14 protein-coding genes are annotated in these 15,697 nt (G+C 34.0%); 9 read left to right on the forward strand and 5 right to left on the reverse strand.

The window, feature by feature from the left end; translation table 11 throughout:
• The first annotated feature begins 958 nt into the window (after positions 1 to 958).
• The 5 genes from BLS98_RS22065 to BLS98_RS22085 all read left to right on the forward strand — a co-directional run bounded on the left by BLS98_RS22065 (position 959) and on the right by BLS98_RS22085 (position 7,373).
• A complete protein-coding gene (locus BLS98_RS22065) occupies positions 959 to 2,128 on the forward strand; it encodes a T9SS type A sorting domain-containing protein (RefSeq protein ID WP_089739538.1) in 1,170 nt (389 codons plus the stop codon).
• Between the two features lie 139 nt (positions 2,129 to 2,267).
• A complete protein-coding gene (locus BLS98_RS22070; RefSeq protein ID WP_089739540.1) occupies positions 2,268 to 4,919 on the forward strand; it encodes a 4-alpha-glucanotransferase in 2,652 nt (883 codons plus the stop codon).
• Positions 4,920 to 5,058: 139 nt separating this feature from the next.
• The gene (locus BLS98_RS22075; protein WP_089739542.1) at positions 5,059 to 6,111 is read left to right on the forward strand and encodes a hypothetical protein; all 1,053 of its coding nucleotides are present in this window, start codon (positions 5,059 to 5,061) and stop codon (positions 6,109 to 6,111) included.
• Positions 6,112 to 6,289: 178 nt separating this feature from the next.
• Positions 6,290 to 6,736, forward strand: coding sequence for a hypothetical protein (locus BLS98_RS22080; RefSeq protein ID WP_089739544.1), 447 nt, complete (start codon positions 6,290 to 6,292; stop codon positions 6,734 to 6,736).
• Positions 6,737 to 6,863: 127 nt separating this feature from the next.
• Positions 6,864 to 7,373: a ferritin gene (locus tag BLS98_RS22085; protein WP_045492407.1), complete on the forward strand. Its 510-nt coding sequence runs from the start codon at positions 6,864 to 6,866 to the stop codon at positions 7,371 to 7,373.
• A 69-nt stretch (positions 7,374 to 7,442) separates the two neighbouring features.
• Here the strand turns inward: BLS98_RS22085 and BLS98_RS22090 are convergent, their stop codons facing one another.
• The 3 genes from BLS98_RS22090 to BLS98_RS22100 all read right to left on the reverse strand — a co-directional run bounded on the left by BLS98_RS22090 (position 7,443) and on the right by BLS98_RS22100 (position 11,436).
• Entirely contained in the window at positions 7,443 to 7,823 is a 381-nt protein-coding gene (locus BLS98_RS22090) for a hypothetical protein (RefSeq protein WP_089739546.1), read from the reverse strand.
• A gap of 28 nt (positions 7,824 to 7,851) precedes the next feature.
• Positions 7,852 to 8,076 (reverse strand): hypothetical protein, encoded by a 225-nt coding sequence (locus BLS98_RS22095; protein ID WP_139166171.1) that lies wholly within the window; start codon positions 8,074 to 8,076, stop codon positions 7,852 to 7,854.
• Between the two features lie 219 nt (positions 8,077 to 8,295).
• The gene (locus BLS98_RS22100; protein WP_089739550.1) at positions 8,296 to 11,436 is read right to left on the reverse strand and encodes a UvrD-helicase domain-containing protein; all 3,141 of its coding nucleotides are present in this window, start codon (positions 11,434 to 11,436) and stop codon (positions 8,296 to 8,298) included.
• 182 nt (positions 11,437 to 11,618) lie between these two features.
• Here BLS98_RS22100 and BLS98_RS22105 point away from each other — a divergent pair, with 182 nt between their 5' ends.
• The 4 genes from BLS98_RS22105 (at position 11,619) to BLS98_RS22120 (ending at position 14,866) form a co-directional block, all read left to right on the forward strand.
• On the forward strand, positions 11,619 to 12,365 hold the full coding sequence (locus BLS98_RS22105; RefSeq protein ID WP_089739551.1) for a carboxypeptidase-like regulatory domain-containing protein: 747 nt from the start codon (positions 11,619 to 11,621) through the stop codon (positions 12,363 to 12,365).
• A gap of 32 nt (positions 12,366 to 12,397) precedes the next feature.
• Complete coding sequence (locus BLS98_RS22110; protein WP_228425451.1) at positions 12,398 to 13,177, forward strand: hypothetical protein; 780 nt, start codon at positions 12,398 to 12,400, stop codon at positions 13,175 to 13,177.
• A 31-nt stretch (positions 13,178 to 13,208) separates the two neighbouring features.
• The gene (locus BLS98_RS22115) at positions 13,209 to 14,021 is read left to right on the forward strand and encodes a carboxypeptidase-like regulatory domain-containing protein (RefSeq protein WP_228425449.1); all 813 of its coding nucleotides are present in this window, start codon (positions 13,209 to 13,211) and stop codon (positions 14,019 to 14,021) included.
• A gap of 110 nt (positions 14,022 to 14,131) precedes the next feature.
• On the forward strand, positions 14,132 to 14,866 hold the full coding sequence (locus tag BLS98_RS22120; RefSeq protein WP_089739748.1) for an SIMPL domain-containing protein: 735 nt from the start codon (positions 14,132 to 14,134) through the stop codon (positions 14,864 to 14,866).
• Between the two features lie 94 nt (positions 14,867 to 14,960).
• On the opposite strand, the gene BLS98_RS22125 is transcribed toward BLS98_RS22120, so the two are convergent.
• Positions 14,961 to 15,473, reverse strand: a complete 513-nt coding sequence (locus BLS98_RS22125) for a GNAT family N-acetyltransferase (protein ID WP_089739556.1) — start codon at positions 15,471 to 15,473, stop codon at positions 14,961 to 14,963.
• Between the two features lie 2 nt (positions 15,474 to 15,475).
• Positions 15,476 to 15,697 carry a PspC family transcriptional regulator gene (locus BLS98_RS22130; protein ID WP_034695702.1) on the reverse strand — a complete coding sequence of 74 codons (222 nt, stop codon included), beginning with the start codon at positions 15,695 to 15,697 and terminating at the stop codon, positions 15,476 to 15,478.

The following is a 15,697-nucleotide window of genomic DNA, read 5'->3' on the forward strand; positions in this document are numbered from 1 at the left end:
AGTAGGCCGCCGCCAGTTTTTATTTTATTTTTAAAAATCCTTTATCATTACGATAAAGGATTTTTTTTTGCGTTATACCCAACGAATAAAGCAGACCTAATCCACAACTCAAGGATAACTCATCCAATAAGTAATCAGTAATGAGCAATGAGCAATGGGTAATAACAGGGATATTCTCAAACGATACTCATAGACATTTATTCTTAAGTTTTGGCTAAAGCCATTGGATTATTTTTTTATTTGAACGGGCTAAAGCCCGTCCCTATTGAATCCTGAATATGTAAAATAGCAATAGACTTATTTTTATATTCAATTTACCACTCTATCTTTATTCTATTTATAAGAGTTATTCCTTGGTATCATTATGTCTGATAGCCTTACTGCTTTTGTCATTCACTATGTCTAATCTTCGATTTCTGTAAGGATCCAACCCTCGCTATCAAAACTTATTACAACGAAACGGTGAAAAAGCTGAAACGACCGACAATTATTAAAAGCAACCTTTCAACCGTCTAGATTCCTACGGAATGAGAAGAGTAGGGTTATTACAGACTAAGGTATCATACAAATATTCACCATCATTATAGATTATTTATTGCTCATTACTCATTGCTAATAATAGGTCCTTCACTAAATAAATAAATTCCCATCATTCATCAATTATCACTGATCATTCATCATTCATACTCCTTCTAGCCCCGATAGTAACGGTTACCCCACAGCATAGGTTGGTGAGCGGGGCTAAGCTAGGGGAACACTGGCGCGAGGAGTATGAGTGGATAGCGGGATCAAGCTTCTGAAAATATTTTGAGGTAGTATTGCTGCTTTAGGATACTTTATCATTTGAATTAATTTATTATAAACTTTATTCAAATCATTACTTTTTTTTGTTTTTCTAATGGGTAAATTGTGTAACTTAGTCATATTATAATGATTACGAATCTAAAATATACATTCTATGAAAAAACATTTATTCCCTCTATTTTTACTGTTGCTAGGTGTGAATGCACATGCTCAACAAGATTTTTATGCAATTACAGGAAAGGATACTCAGGCTATTCATTTTAATGATTTCCGTGTAATAGATGCAACAAATGGTACTTCAGGTGAGAAGGTTTTTACTGCTGATTCATCTTCAAAGATTATTTCGCAAACCAGAAGAGGATTAGTTGCTGAGGATAAAAATTCTTTTAATAATGCTCAAGCTACGACGATAGCAGCATTGGCATATGATTCATCCAATAACAATTTGGTGTACATACCTATGTTTTCTTCTAATATTTATATTTTAAATCCTCAGACTAAGGAAATTACTTTAGTAGAAAATAATGTTGTGCGGGTAACATCTTGTGATATTAATTCTCATATTACTAGAATGGCGACAGGCTATGATGGGAATATCTATGCGGTTAATAATTCCGGAACACAGCTTTTACAAATCAGTAAAAAGGGTGGACAATATGTGGTTAATGATCTAGGAATCATTAAGGATGATGCTTCAAATGGTAAAAACTCATTTACTACAATAGAAACAGGATTTGGAGGAGATATGGTTGCTGATGCTGATAATAACTTCTATATTTTTGCTGCTTCAGGAAATGTTTTTAAAGTATCTGCTAAAGAATTAAAAGCAAAATTTGTAGGTAAGATTGCCGGAATTCCTGATAACTATTCTGTGAACGGATCTGCTGTGAATGCACAAGGAAAGGTGGTGATTGCAAGTGCTAAAGGTGCTCCTTTATATGAAGTAGATCTTGCTACTTTACAAGCTAAACAACTTCCGGGAGAACAAAACCTGCATATTTATGATTTGGCTAGTAAATACTTTGTGAATGACAGAGTTTCTTCAAATAGTAATACATTAACTAATCTTGATATTTATCCAACCAGAGTTGATGAGCATTTTGTAAATGTTCATGTTAATAATACGAAAGTAAAAGGGAACATCAAATTGAATGTATTCGATATGTCCGGTAAAAATGTAATGAGTGAGACCTTGTCTGTTAAAGATGGTTCACTGGATCAGAAGGTTTATTTCAGAGGATTGATTAATGGTGCTTATATTGTAAGCATAGCAGATGAATCAGGAAAAGTAATACTGAATAAGAAAATTCTTATCACTAAATAATCAGACAAAAAGAGATCTATAAAATTAGAGTTATCATAAAAGCCTTTTCAATCTGATTGAGAAGGTTTTTTAATGATTATTTGATATTCAACAAGTTTTATTTTTCGATATTAAAATGTACTTTTATAAAAAAATATAGATGAAGCTATACTTTAATGTAGGATATATTGTAAAAGCCGGAGAAAATCTGCAGTTGGTGATTCGTGAAGAAGGCACTGCAGCCCATATCCATACGATGTTTTGTGCAGAGAATGGTTTGTGGAAATGTGAAGTAGATTATTTTTCCAGATCTATTTCCTATCAATACAGAGTGGTGAATGAAAAAGGAAATGTTTTAAGAGACGAGTTTGTTCAGCATCATCTTAATTTCCCGCATAACTATAAGGAGTTTATTATTTTTGATGAATGGAATAACAAAAACTTTCCAGAGAATTATTTAAATAATAAAATTCTTTACAACAAGCTACACGACTTTAGCCCGGAGAAATCAATAATTTTAAAAAAGCATACTCATCTATTCAGACTGGAAGCTCCTATTTATAATAAGGATTGGAGAATTGTATTGTTTGGAAATACTGCATCTTTAGGAAATTGGGATTATAACAGAGTAGTTCCTTTACATCAGACTGATTTTGGTCTTTGGGAAGTTTCTGTAGAAATTCCAGAAAATGAATATATCGAATTTAAATATTGTATTTACGATACTAAAGAGAACAGGGTTATAGACGTTGAAACCGGAGAAAACAGATTTACGGTTACTAATCCTTTGCCGGATGTATTACAGATTGTTTCCAATCATTATTTCAGATTTAAGGGGTATCAGATGTACCATGATGCCGGAGTTGCCGTTCCTGTATTTTCTTTAAGAAGTGAAGAAGGATTTGGAGTAGGAGAGTTCTCGGACCTAAAAAAACTGGCAGACTGGACAAAGGAAACGAACCTTGGAATTATCCAGATTCTGCCTATCAATGATACTACCGCTAATTATTCATGGACGGATTCTTATCCCTATGCAGCAGTATCTGTTTATGCTTTACATCCCCAATATATTTCATTAGAAAAACTTGATTTTTCTTTACCGAAGGAATTAGTTAAAGAGTATAAGACTGATAAAGAGGCTTTAAATACTCTTGATCTTATCGATTATGAAAAAATGATCGAAGGGAAATGGAAGTATCTGAAGGCTGTTTTCCATGCAGAAAAAGATAAAATCTATAAGGATAGAAACTTTAAAAAGTTCATTAAGGATAATGAATATTGGCTGGTTCCTTATTCGGCATTTTGTGTCTTAAGGGATAAATATAATACTCCTAATTTCAATGAGTGGAAAACTCATAAAAAATATATCGCAGGAAAGATCTCACAGTTTTTTACTACGAAAAGCAAAGATTATGATCTTTCAATGCTTCATGCCTGGGTGCAGTATCAGCTTCATGTACAATTGAAGGATGCCGTAGATTATACCCACAATCTTGGAGTTTCTTTAAAAGGAGACTTACCTATTGGAATCTACAGATATTCTGTTGAAGCCTGGACTGAACCGGAACTTTTCGGTATGGATTTTCAGGCTGGAGCACCACCGGATCAGTTTACAGAACTTGGTCAAAACTGGGAATTCCCTACCTATAACTGGGAAGCGATGAAGGCAGATGATTACAGATGGTGGAAAAACAGATTCAAAGCATTGGAACAGTATTTTGATGCCATGAGAATCGATCACATTTTAGGGTTCTTTAGAATATGGAGAATGCCTATCTCTGCCGTACAGGGTATTTTAGGGTATTTTTATCCTGCTGTTCCTATTGTTTCTGATGAATTTAAGGCTTGGCAAATTCCGTTTAAATTTGACAGGTATTGTAAGCCATTCATCAACAATGAGATTTTATGGAAATATTTTGCGGCAGATAGTGGAAAGGCTCTTGTATTTATGGACCGTAATGAAGATGGAACCTATTCCTTTAAAGAAGAATATAATACCCAAAGAAAACTGGTAGATTTCTTTAAGAAAAATCCATATGGCCCGCTTGAGGAAAAATTGATTTCCCTTTGTGCCAATGTTTTGTTTTTACCGGAAGAAAGAAACGGAGAAACGGTTTACCACCCAAGATTCAATGTTTATAATACAGAATCGTATCAATATTTACCGGAAGCTGAACAGAAAAGTATTTATGATCTGTACCACGATTATTTCTTTAAAAGACAGGATCATCTTTGGTATGAAAAAGCAATGGAAAAACTTCCGATGATTCTGAATGCCACGAAAATGCTGATTTGTGGAGAAGATTTGGGTATGGTTCCTGCCTGTGTACCGGTTGTAATGGATGAACTGGCTATTATTGCTCTGAAAGTTCAGCGTATGCCTGCAGAGAATATTCCATTCTATGATCCAAGATATGCCAATTATATGAATGTGGTTACTGCTTCTTCACATGACAGCTCAACACTGAGACAATGGTGGAAAGAAGAGCCTGCTTTAACACAGAAATACTTTAATCAACAATTGATTCAGTATGGAAAAGCTCCTGCAGAACTGACCCCTGATTTGGCGGAGATCATCATGAAGCAGCATTTATATAATGAATCTATGCTGGCCATTTTTCCGATTCAGGAATTCCTCGCTACCGATGCAAAACTTACCAATCCTAAAATGGATAATGAAAGGATTAATAACCCTGCTGTTTTCCCACATTATTGGCGTTATAGAATGCATATAAAACTGGAAGATCTTAAAGACCAGAAAGTTTTCAATAATAAAATTGCTCACTGGATAAAAGATAGCGGAAGGATATAAATTTAACATCTGATTATCAGTTGATTATAAATAATTTAAAAGAAGTTTAATCTTAGGATTTAACTTCTTTTTTTTATTTGTATCAAAAAGATAGAATTGAGATATTCTGCTATATATTAACCAATTAACGACTATAGAGATGAAAAAAATATTTTTGGGATTAGCTTTTGGGCTTGGCGTTTTGACGTCTGCTCAACAGTATCCGAATAATGGTTGGGGTGATGATGGTTATTATCAGAATGGAGCAGGCTATTATGGAGACGAGGATGACAGAAATTATTTCCCTGATGATTATTATTATAATTATCCTCAGGACTATTATCCAGGTGATTATTACCAAAGCTACTATAACGATTACAGAAATAGTGTTATCAATATTGATTGGAACGGGTTCTTTGTACAAAATAGATTAAGCCGTTGGCAGGTAGATCAGATCATGAGACTGAATAATCTGTATGCTAGTTTTTCAGCATGGGATAATTTCTACAGATATAATCCGGACAGATGGTATTACGATAGGTTCTACGCGCTAGAAAGAATTATGGGACCAAGAGTCTTTGTAGTGTTTCAAAATAATTATTATAGAGGATCAAGCCCTGTTGTATATTTCCAAAACTACAGAAGAACATATTATGCCCCAAGATATACTGTAATGCCGAGATATAGAAATATTAATATCAATATTTACAGAGTAGACCGTTCAAGGTTCAGAAGAACTGATAATCCTACTTTTGATATTGTAAGAGGCAGCAGCAGACCAGAAAATGGTTTTAGACAAAACAGCTCCGGTGGTTTTAGAGGAAACTCTGATAACAGTGGTTTTAGAGGGAATTCAGATAATGGAGGTTTCAGAAGTAATAATTCCGGTGGTTTTAGAGGAAACTCAGATAACAATGGATCTAGAGGGAATTCAGATAATGGAGGCTTCAGAAATAGTAATTCCGGAGGCTTTAGAGGAAGCTCGGATAATAATGGATCCCGCGGAAGCTCTGATAACGGAGGTTTTAGAAATAATAACGGCGGATTTAGAGGAAGTAATGAAGTAAGAAGAGAAGCGGCTCCTGCTCCATCAAGAGAAAGTAATGGTGGATTCAGAGGAAACAGTGATGGTTTCAGACAACAAAGATCTGAAAATTCTTCACCAAGTCGTGGTAATGGTGGAGGCTTTAGAGGAAGCTTGGTAAGGAATTAATTTTCATATATTATATTTAAGTGGTGTGAAGGACAGGTTTTTGTAATCTGTCCTTTTTTTTGCATTTTATTGATTTATTTTTATTAAAATTTAACATTATTTATGAATGTGTTAATTTAACCTATGATTTAATACTGAATCAAAAAGGTATAATAACAATTAATTAAATTTTAAAAAGATGAAAAAATTAGTTTTAGCAATAGCATTTATCGGAATGGGAAGTTTTGCCATGGCACAACAGACAACTCCACAGGACAAAGAAGCAAGAAGAGCAGAAATGCAGCAGAAAATGCAACAAAGAGAACAGGAGCATCTTGCACAGATGCAAAAAGATCTTAACCTTAATGCTTCACAGGTAGCACAGGTAAAAGCATTACATGAAACAAGAAAAGCCGAAATGAAAGCTGACTTCGCAAAAAATAAAGAAGTAAGACAAGCTAAAATGGAGGAAATGAAGGCCAAAAGAGCACAAATGGATGCTGATATGAAGAAGATCCTTACTCCTGAACAATATGATAAATGGCAGGTTGACAGAAAAGCTAAAATGGAACAGAAAAGGATGGCAATGAAGGATAGAAGAATGATGAAAAAGCCTATGAATACAGCTGCTCCTGAAGTAAAATAACCGTTTATAATTTTGATTTTTTAATGTGTAAAGGATGGGATTTTTTCCATCCTTTTTGTATTAATTTTCCGTAAAACTTTTGATTTCGGGCTTTTATTCCTTATTTTTGAATATAAATTCAATACTTATGGTTAGCGAAAAAATTGCAAAATTAATTAACGAACAAATTGCCCACGAACAATATGCTGCTCATTATTATCTTTCAATGTCTGCTTGGTTTTCAGGAAAAGACCTTGATGGAATTGCGAACTACTTCAGAGTACAGAGCAAAGAAGAATTAATGCACGCAGATAAAATGTTTGATTATCTGAATGACGTAGGCGGAGAAATCATCATTGGAGCAATTCCAAAGCCACCACACGAGTTCGAAAACGCTACAGATATTTTTGAAAAAGCATTGGCACATGAGAAAATTGTAACTAAAAGTATTTTCAATATTGTAAAGAATGCTAATGAAGAAGGAGATTTTGCGACAACATCGTTCATGCAGTGGTTCATCAACGAACAAGTAGAGGAAGAAGCAAGTGCTTCTCAGTATGTAACAAAAATCAAAATGGTTTGCGATAACCCATCTGCATTATACCTTTTTGACCAGGAATTATCTCAGAGAGTATTTACTCCTGATACAACTGCTTAAAACTCAAAAAGTTTTTAACAATATAAAACCGCTATTCCTTGGGATAGCGGTTTTTATTTTTTAGTTGGATTAAAGACATAGAAAAGCAGTTCTTATTGCATGGCTGCTATTGATGGTATATAATGAAAATACTGAAACGATGGACAGGAGATATAATACAAATAAAAAAAGCAGTTTTTTGTTACTTTCTTCCTTATGCCGGACAAAATAAACCTGTATTCCAAACAGGAGAGGATATATCAGAACAACAAATGTAAAGAAAACGAAAAACCAGGTCATCATTGAAGAAAATAGACTCTGGATAGTAAGTATTTCAGGATTTCTGTTGAAATAAACATGAGCTGTTTTATCCCAATAATAGATCCATGTTAAAATAATGAAAATACTGAAGCTTATCCATTGAATTTTGAATAAACTCTTCCAGTTTTTAATAATATAGTTTTTTAACATAATCTTTGGGCTCTGATGTGCCGGATGTTTATTTATTCTGTCTCAATCTTTGTATTCTGATTGCCGCAATAAAAGTGATGGCTCCTATGATAAGGCTTAAAAATGAAGCTTTTGCCAGACTTTCCGTAGGCATATACCTGTGACCATCCTTGGTTATAGGAGGATCAGTATAATCGAGAATATTAAATATGACAGTTCCGGATAAGGCGATCAAAAAGACGCTTATAAGAAATGAGATAAAATAAATTTTCATGGTTAGATCATTAATACTTGTGTTAGTTTTTAAGGGTAGCAATGATTTTACATTTTTCAGTAGTTTTTTTATGACGAAAGATACAATTTAATCTATTGTCTAAGGTGCTTCAATGCGTATTATATTTTGGTTAAGAAAAGTAATATCCTCATTTTGATGTAAGATGTTATATTTTTTGACCAAATAATAGCTCTTTCTGTGATATTGAAAAAATAAGGTCTAAAGATAAATAATCTGCGTTTTCAGAACTTTTTTGCCCAATCTTTCAAGAATATTTTTGTAACCCTGTACCTGTTCTTCATCCTTGCCTTTTTCCTCACCTGTTTTAAAGTCAACAATGATATAACCTTCTTCACTTTTCAGAATACGGTCAGGTCTTGAAATATGGCTTTCTCCATTTTCAGAGATCATAATATCCTTTTCATTGATAACTTCCCACTTTTCATCAAAGAATTCAGAATATGTTTTGACAATTTCCTGTAAAGTAATCTGGATTTCATTCTTTTCTTCCAATGTAATCTGACCTTCCAAAGCGTAGCCTTCCAGTACTTTGTTAATATCTTTTTCAGTATTGATCTTAGATAAGAGCTCGTGTACAAAAAGCCCGATTCTTACTTTCTCATTTCGTACCTGATAGTTTTTTGACGGAGTAGCAATCTTGATGGAAGTACTCTTTTCATTAACGTTTTTCAGATTCTGAATGTTCTTCGTTTTAAAAGATGAAGTCTTGGTTTTTGAATGTTTCTTCAACATTCCCGGTTGTACTTCATACAGATCAAATGAATCTGCATTTTCAGTGTTTTTGGTCTGAATAAATTCTAACAGCTCAAGATTATTCGAAGTTTTATTAGCCTTCTGAAGATAGAAAAATAGCTGTTCAACAGGCCTTGTCGTCGCTACATACTGCAAACATAATCTGTCAATCAGATTTTTATAAGAATTCTTTTTATTGAATTTCTGAATTTCCTCATCATAGACTTCAAGATTCTTACTGAATTGGTTGATGTTAACGGATTTTAAAGCATCACTTTCATTCGTCTCAAACCAGTTGGTAAACTCACTGTCTCTGTTTTTGTTCATCATAGGAATAAAAACAATAGGAAACTCCAATCCCTTAGACTTGTGAATGGTCATAATCTGAATGGCATCTATATTTTCCGAAGCCTGAATGGTATAGGAAGAAGCTTCTTCATCCCAATATTTTAAAAATTCTTTGGTACTTGCACCAGCATTTTGGGTGAAATTGAAAAGCATTTCCAAAAAGTTCAGCAGGAAGTCGGTTTCTTTGTTCTCTACTGAAAACTCATTGATATAATACTCAATAAAATTATAAAGGTTGAATCTCGGAAAGTGATCCTGCTTCAGTTGTAACGAATATTTCTGCTGTATAAACTGAAGAATCTCTTCATGGCCTTCAATATCCAGAATTTCCTTCATTTCCAACGTAAAATCTGCCATGTGAATTTTCCCTAAGGTATTCAGATAATACATCATCATGATAAGGCAAGGCTTATTCTTCGGATTAATTTCCCATCTTAAAAACTCAATAACTGCTTTTAAGGTGTTGGAAAGCTCCAGCGTAAGACCTTTATCAGAAATGGTTTTGATATTGGTTTCCTCGCCATGATAATTGACTTTCAAATTTCCCAGTTTTTGAGAATAGCTGAAAATATCAAAATTTCCACGGCATAGAATTGTAATATCTGAGAACTTAAATCCATTATCCAGACATTCCTGAATATCTTTTCGCATGCTCTCTGATGTATCATCATAAAACTCGTCATTCGTAAGATTTTCGATCAGGTTTACTTTTACACGTCCGTCAATCTTAGATTTAGGAGTCTGCTCAGCATCCGCCCCAAAAATATTTTTATGTTCCTCTTCCAGCTCCAGAGAATGATACTGATACAGCTCATTATTGAATTGTACAATATTTCTGGCACTTCTCCAGTTATCTTTAAGAACCAGAAGATCCGCTTCCTTAGGAGAAAATTCCTTTTTGTTGATGATATCCAGCATCAGTTTACTTTCCCCACCACGGAATCTGTAGATACTCTGTTTAGGATCTCCTACCAGAGTAAAAGAAGTATATTCAGTGGAAACACTATGATCTCTTAACGGAACAAAATTCTGCCACTGCAATTCTGATGTATCCTGAAACTCATCAAAGAAATAATGCTGAAACTGTGCCCCTACTTTTTCATAAATAAAAGCTGATGGCTCGTTTTTAAGATTTTCATTGATAAGAATATTAAATTTTGAAAGAAGAACAAGGTCATTCTCTTCCTCAATCTTCTTCAGCTCATCCTGAATATCCTTATTAACTTTTAAAGGAAGCAAGGCAGATAAAACTTTTTCTTTCTTCTGAGTTTCAATATACAGAAGAATAAGTTTCATTCTGTTTTCAATAAGCTGATCCAGAATTTCTAAAATTTCTGCTTCCTTATGTTTAGATTTTGAAGAAGCTCCTTTCCTGTAATTGTTGATGACAGATTCTTCCTGTGTAGTAGGAAAAGGAAAACCGGCTCTTTTCTGTTGGTAAAAATCAATAACTTTGGTAAAGAAACCTCCGATCCCGTTTTTTCCCTGAGCAAAATCTTCAATCTCAATATTTCTGGATTTGAATAATTCAATAGAAGCAGCAGCAAGTTCAGCAGCCTGTTTTTTATTCAGAACAATCTCTTTACGAAGCGTGTTCTTGATATTTTCATAATTGGCATCATCAAAACTATCATTGTTTTTCAGGTGCTCGTAATGAATATCTTTTACAAATTCCTTTGCCGAATCATAAAGGTTTTTATTAAGATTGATCCTTTCATTGTTTTCAAGGCTGTAATCCACATAATCCATGAAAGAATTAGAGATTGTATCATTTTCACCAATCTGGTCCAGCATTTTATCCACAGCCTCAATCAGAAACGGTTCAGCTTCAATTTCCAGATTGAAATTTTTTGCCAGTCCCAATTCGTAAGAAAAACTTCTCACCAATCTTGAATTAAAACGGTCAATCGTTCCGATATTTAAAGTAGAATAGTTATGAAGAATATAATCCAATAGTCTTTTAGACCGATGATGCAGCTCGTCAATAGTGATTTTTAATCCCTGTTCCTCAAAAGCCTTTTGAATATTTTTAAGGTCAGTATTCTCTGCATAATTACTGGCTGAGAAATTTCCAAGCCAGGACAAAATCCTTTCCTTCATCTCGTTGGCGGCCTTGTTCGTAAAGGTTAAAGCGAGAATATTCCTGATCGATTGCTGTTGATTAGGATAACGGAGACAGATCATCAGAAGTCGCTGAACCAGGGCATATGTTTTCCCGGATCCGGCAGAAGCATTGATAACTGTATAAGAATTTTGCATTGTAAAAAGAGAATTGAGACTGCAAGTTAGCTAAAATTTAAAAGAAAATTTAACAATTCAATCTGCCTATTTAACAGTTTCGGAAGCAAAAGATAGAAAGAAATATTAAAAGGCGTTAACGGTGGTTAAACTTATGCAACAATTTAAAAATAATTTTAGCTTTGCTCTATAAAAAATAACCTGTGAAATTCAAACTACTTCTTTTTCTATCTCTGATTTTCTTCATTCATTCCAATGCCCAAAGTTATATCTTCGGAACAGTGGTTTCTGAGAGTGGTGCTGAAATGCCGGAAGTTAGTGTAGTTAATATCCGGACTGATGAAATGGTACTTTCAAACGGAGATGGTCATTTTATGATTTCAGGAAAAGTAGGAGATGAATTACGATTTATAAAAGCTGGATATGATAGAGTTGTGAAAAAGGTATCTCAGGAAAATGTACAGTCACCTATGAATATCGGCCTTGTTCGGTCAACCATTCAGATTCCTGAAGTAGAAGTTAAGCAGGGACTCACTGGAAATCTGAAAATAGATTCAAAGATCTACAACAAACCTAAAAAGGTAGAAAAACTGTTGGCCGATCTAGGAAAGTATATGGTACAGAAGTCAGATCCGAGAATTCTAGCAGCAAAACCAGGTGAATTTGTACAGCCAATAGGAGAAGGATTTGTAGTTGGAGCTATAAAAGATAAATGGGATGATATTGATCTTATGAAATACATCAGAGCAAGTCTGGGAGACGATTATTTTACCGATCTTAAAATTGAAAAGCCATTGATAGATCATTTCATCTCCTATGTTTTTGCAGGTGGTTTTGAAAGAAAGAAGATTTTAAAATATGGATTCTGTAGTGACGAAGACCTGAACAGATTTCAACGTTTTGTTCTGACAAGAATATCCTCTTACCGTGCTGCAAAAACTCAAAGATAACCAAAATGAAAACGTATAAGAAAAACCTATCCATGAGTTTGCTCTGTGTGTCTACTATGGTATTCTCACAGCAAAAGGTAGCAGGACTCGTTACAGACAATAGTAACGTGAATATCAATCCGGTATTAATCATTAATGTTTCAAAAAACACTTCTGTATTGAGTGATGCTTCAGGAAAATTTGTGATAGATGCTGATGAAAACGATGAAATAAGAGCCATAAAAGAAGGCTATTACCGTGCCAGTAAAAAGATTTCAAAAGAAGACTTCAATACTCCTATACTGATGATCCTCCAAAAAGCAGAGATCCAGATTCCGGAAGTAAAAATAGCCTTTAAACCTACCGGAAATCTTGAAAAAGACAGTAAGCGTCTTAATGAGTCTCAAAAGCTAAGGTCTTTAAAATCGGAGATGTCCAAATATATGAAGAGTCCTTTAACTGAACCATTACCCAATAAAACCATTTCCAAAACCTTTACGGGTCATGATTTTAATGCAGGACAAGTTGATGCTTTAGGGATTATTGGTAAAGCAATAAGCTTGTTTACTAATGCAAATAAGCCCAAAATTACAAAGGCTAACTATATAGAATTTCAAGACTTTATGCTACAGCTTAAAAATGACGTAAATTTAGATTTCCTAAAAAAGTATGGTATGGAGGATGAACAGATTGATGCATTTCTACTATATGCAGAAGAAACAAGAAATCTTTCTAAAAAATTCAGAAAGGATTTCAATAAGAATGTATTAGAGTTTGAACTGAAAACAGCTTTTGTTGAATACCGCAAATTAAATAAGCTTGATGCCAAATAAAATATTGGTATTTTTATAAATAAAAGAATAATTGGATTACAATTTCAAAAATAGAGTAAATGACCATTGGAAAAAAGGATTTATTTTCCTTGTGATGTTGTGCAGTAATCTTTTGTTTTCTCAACAGATGGTAACCGGGCGGATTATTGACGATGAAGGAGAAAACTTGAGTGCCGTCACCATTGTTAATATATCCACAGATAAAAAAGTATACTCCAATTCACAAGGAATATTTTCTATTGAAGCTAATCCCAATGATGAACTGAGGTTTGTAAAAGAAGATTTCAGGAGAGTTTCCAGACGGGTTTTAACAGATGGAGGTAATCCACAATTGTTAATCACTCTTTTTCAGATTCCCAAAGATATCGGAGAAGTGAAAATTGTAAAAAAGCTTTCCGGTGATCTGGAGCAGGATTCCAGGATTGTTGCGAAAGTAGATAAAGGAGAACAGGTAAAACAGGCTGTTGGTCTTCCTGAACCTGTAGGAAAAATGCGGGAGAAACCGGCAGAAGTGAAAAGCGTTCTTTTACCTATATTGCTTGGAAATCTTAATGTACAGGGAGTATATGATTTGATAAGCGGAAAAGCAAGAAAACAGAAAAGAGAATACAGATATGATGATCTCCAAGAACATATTGCCTGGGTGAGAAGCAGGGTAGATGATGATTATTTTGTTAAGGCTGGAATTCCTGCCGATAAAATTTCAGAGTTTATTGAATTTTCATTTTCAGCGAAACCTCAGGTTCGTACCTATGTAAAAGCCAGAAATCTTTCGGGAGTTCTTTTGAGGATGGAAGAAGTGATCCCGGTTTTTATTGAAAGGCTCAATAATAGCCATAAATAGATCAAGTTCAGTTAGTGTTAGTTGTTTCTTTCTAGTGTTAAATAAATCTTAAAATATTGGAATGGAAATTGCTGCAATAATCTCATAATCAAACCAAATTCATGAATTTTATGAATAAAAACGTTATTGCAGTAGCTATAGGAGCTTTGGGGTTTATTCTTGGCCTCAGCTTTTTAGGAAATGCAATTAAAAATAGAAATAAATCTGAAAATACAATCGCTGTAACAGGTTTAGGATCCAAACAGTTTACTTCTGACTTGATTACATGGTCAGGCAGTTTTTCTAAGAATAATTCTGATTTGAAGTCAGCTTATGATGAATTAGCCATGGATAGGAAAGTTATCAATGATTATCTGATTTCAAAAGGAATAAAACAGAATGAGATTGTTTTTTCTTCTGTTGATATTCAGAAGCAGTTCAGGAGTTATAATGACTCCAATGGAAATTATGTACAGGGAGAATTTTCCGGTTATAACCTGACTCAAAATGTATCTATTGAAAGTAAGGAAGTAGGGAAAATTGAAAATCTTTCGAGAAATATCACTGAAATTATCAACCGTGGTATTGAGTTTACCTCTTCTTCACCTTCCTATTTTTACACCAAATTGGCTACTGTAAAACAGGAAATGATAGCCAGTGCAACAAAAGATGCTAAAGAACGTGCTGAAAAAATTGCAGAAAATTCCGGAAGCAGCTTAGGAAATCTTAAAAAAGCAACAATGGGAGTCATTCAGATTACAGCACCCAACTCAAACGAAGATTATTCTTACGGTGGAACATTCAATACTTCTTCCAAAGAAAAAGAAGCGAGTATCACCATAAAATTGGAATACGAAGTAAACTAGATTAATATTATAAGCAAAAAGGATACAACGCATCTGTGGTCAATCTTTTACTTTTAATAAAAAAATAACGCCGGAAATATTCCGGCGTTTTATATTAAGGATAAACAATATCGCAAATTTCAGTTTTAAGTTCCTCCACATTTTCAGGAGAATAATTGGCCAATAGCCATAAGTTCAGAGACTGTTTTCCCTCTCCATAACTTGGTTGTACATAAGTAGTATCAATCAGTTCGAAGTTATTTCTCTGGTAGAAAGAATAACGTCTCTTAGCATCATCATTCTGATCTTCAGGTTCAATTTCTAGGATGATTCTTGGATAATTTTCTAATAAATGCTGCATGATATGAGATCCCAGTTTTTTGCTTCTGAAAGCCTCAAAGACTTCAAAATGTTCTACAAAAACAAAAGAACTCAGCTCCCATAAGATGATGTAGCCTATTGCGTCAGATTCATGCATGATAGACATAAAACTTACTTTCGGATTTGAAAATAAATCCAGAAACTGTTCTTTGTCTCTTTGTTCGTCTACAGGAAAAGTGCTGGTATAAGAAGTATAGATTCCCTGAACTCTATGATCTTCAGCAGAAATAATCGATAAAAATTCCATAATTATAAATCAAAGACGCTTGGTCTTCTTGTGATAAAAATATCTTTAATCCACAAAGTGAATGCCAAACCCAGATAAATCAGAAAGAAAAAGCCGGCTGTAGCAAAGGTAGAGTAGATGAAGAAGATCCTTAATTTGGATACGGGAATTCCCAGCTTGGCACCTGTTCTTGTCAGTACACCAAACCATTCTCTTTCCATTTTATGACGGATATTACTCAGCAT

This window comes from Chryseobacterium jejuense (assembly GCF_900100075.1).
GTDB classification, from domain to species: domain Bacteria; phylum Bacteroidota; class Bacteroidia; order Flavobacteriales; family Weeksellaceae; genus Chryseobacterium; species Chryseobacterium jejuense.

Coding starts and splice junctions, on each gene's coding strand:
- BLS98_RS22065 (WP_089739538.1), top strand. CDS start 959: ATGAAAAAACATTTATTCCCTCTATTTTTACTGTTGCTAGGTGTGAAT.
- BLS98_RS22070 (WP_089739540.1), top strand. CDS start 2,268: ATGAAGCTATACTTTAATGTAGGATATATTGTAAAAGCCGGAGAAAAT.
- BLS98_RS22075 (WP_089739542.1), top strand. CDS start 5,059: ATGAAAAAAATATTTTTGGGATTAGCTTTTGGGCTTGGCGTTTTGACG.
- BLS98_RS22080 (WP_089739544.1), top strand. CDS start 6,290: ATGAAAAAATTAGTTTTAGCAATAGCATTTATCGGAATGGGAAGTTTT.
- BLS98_RS22085 (WP_045492407.1), top strand. CDS start 6,864: ATGGTTAGCGAAAAAATTGCAAAATTAATTAACGAACAAATTGCCCAC.
- BLS98_RS22090 (WP_089739546.1), bottom strand. CDS start 7,823: ATGTTAAAAAACTATATTATTAAAAACTGGAAGAGTTTATTCAAAATT.
- BLS98_RS22095 (WP_139166171.1), bottom strand. CDS start 8,076: ATGAAAATTTATTTTATCTCATTTCTTATAAGCGTCTTTTTGATCGCC.
- BLS98_RS22100 (WP_089739550.1), bottom strand. CDS start 11,436: ATGCAAAATTCTTATACAGTTATCAATGCTTCTGCCGGATCCGGGAAA.
- BLS98_RS22110 (WP_228425451.1), top strand. CDS start 12,398: ATGAGTTTGCTCTGTGTGTCTACTATGGTATTCTCACAGCAAAAGGTA.
- BLS98_RS22120 (WP_089739748.1), top strand. CDS start 14,132: ATGAATAAAAACGTTATTGCAGTAGCTATAGGAGCTTTGGGGTTTATT.
- BLS98_RS22125 (WP_089739556.1), bottom strand. CDS start 15,473: ATGGAATTTTTATCGATTATTTCTGCTGAAGATCATAGAGTTCAGGGA.
- BLS98_RS22130 (WP_034695702.1), bottom strand. CDS start 15,697: ATGCTGAGTAATATCCGTCATAAAATGGAAAGAGAATGGTTTGGTGTA.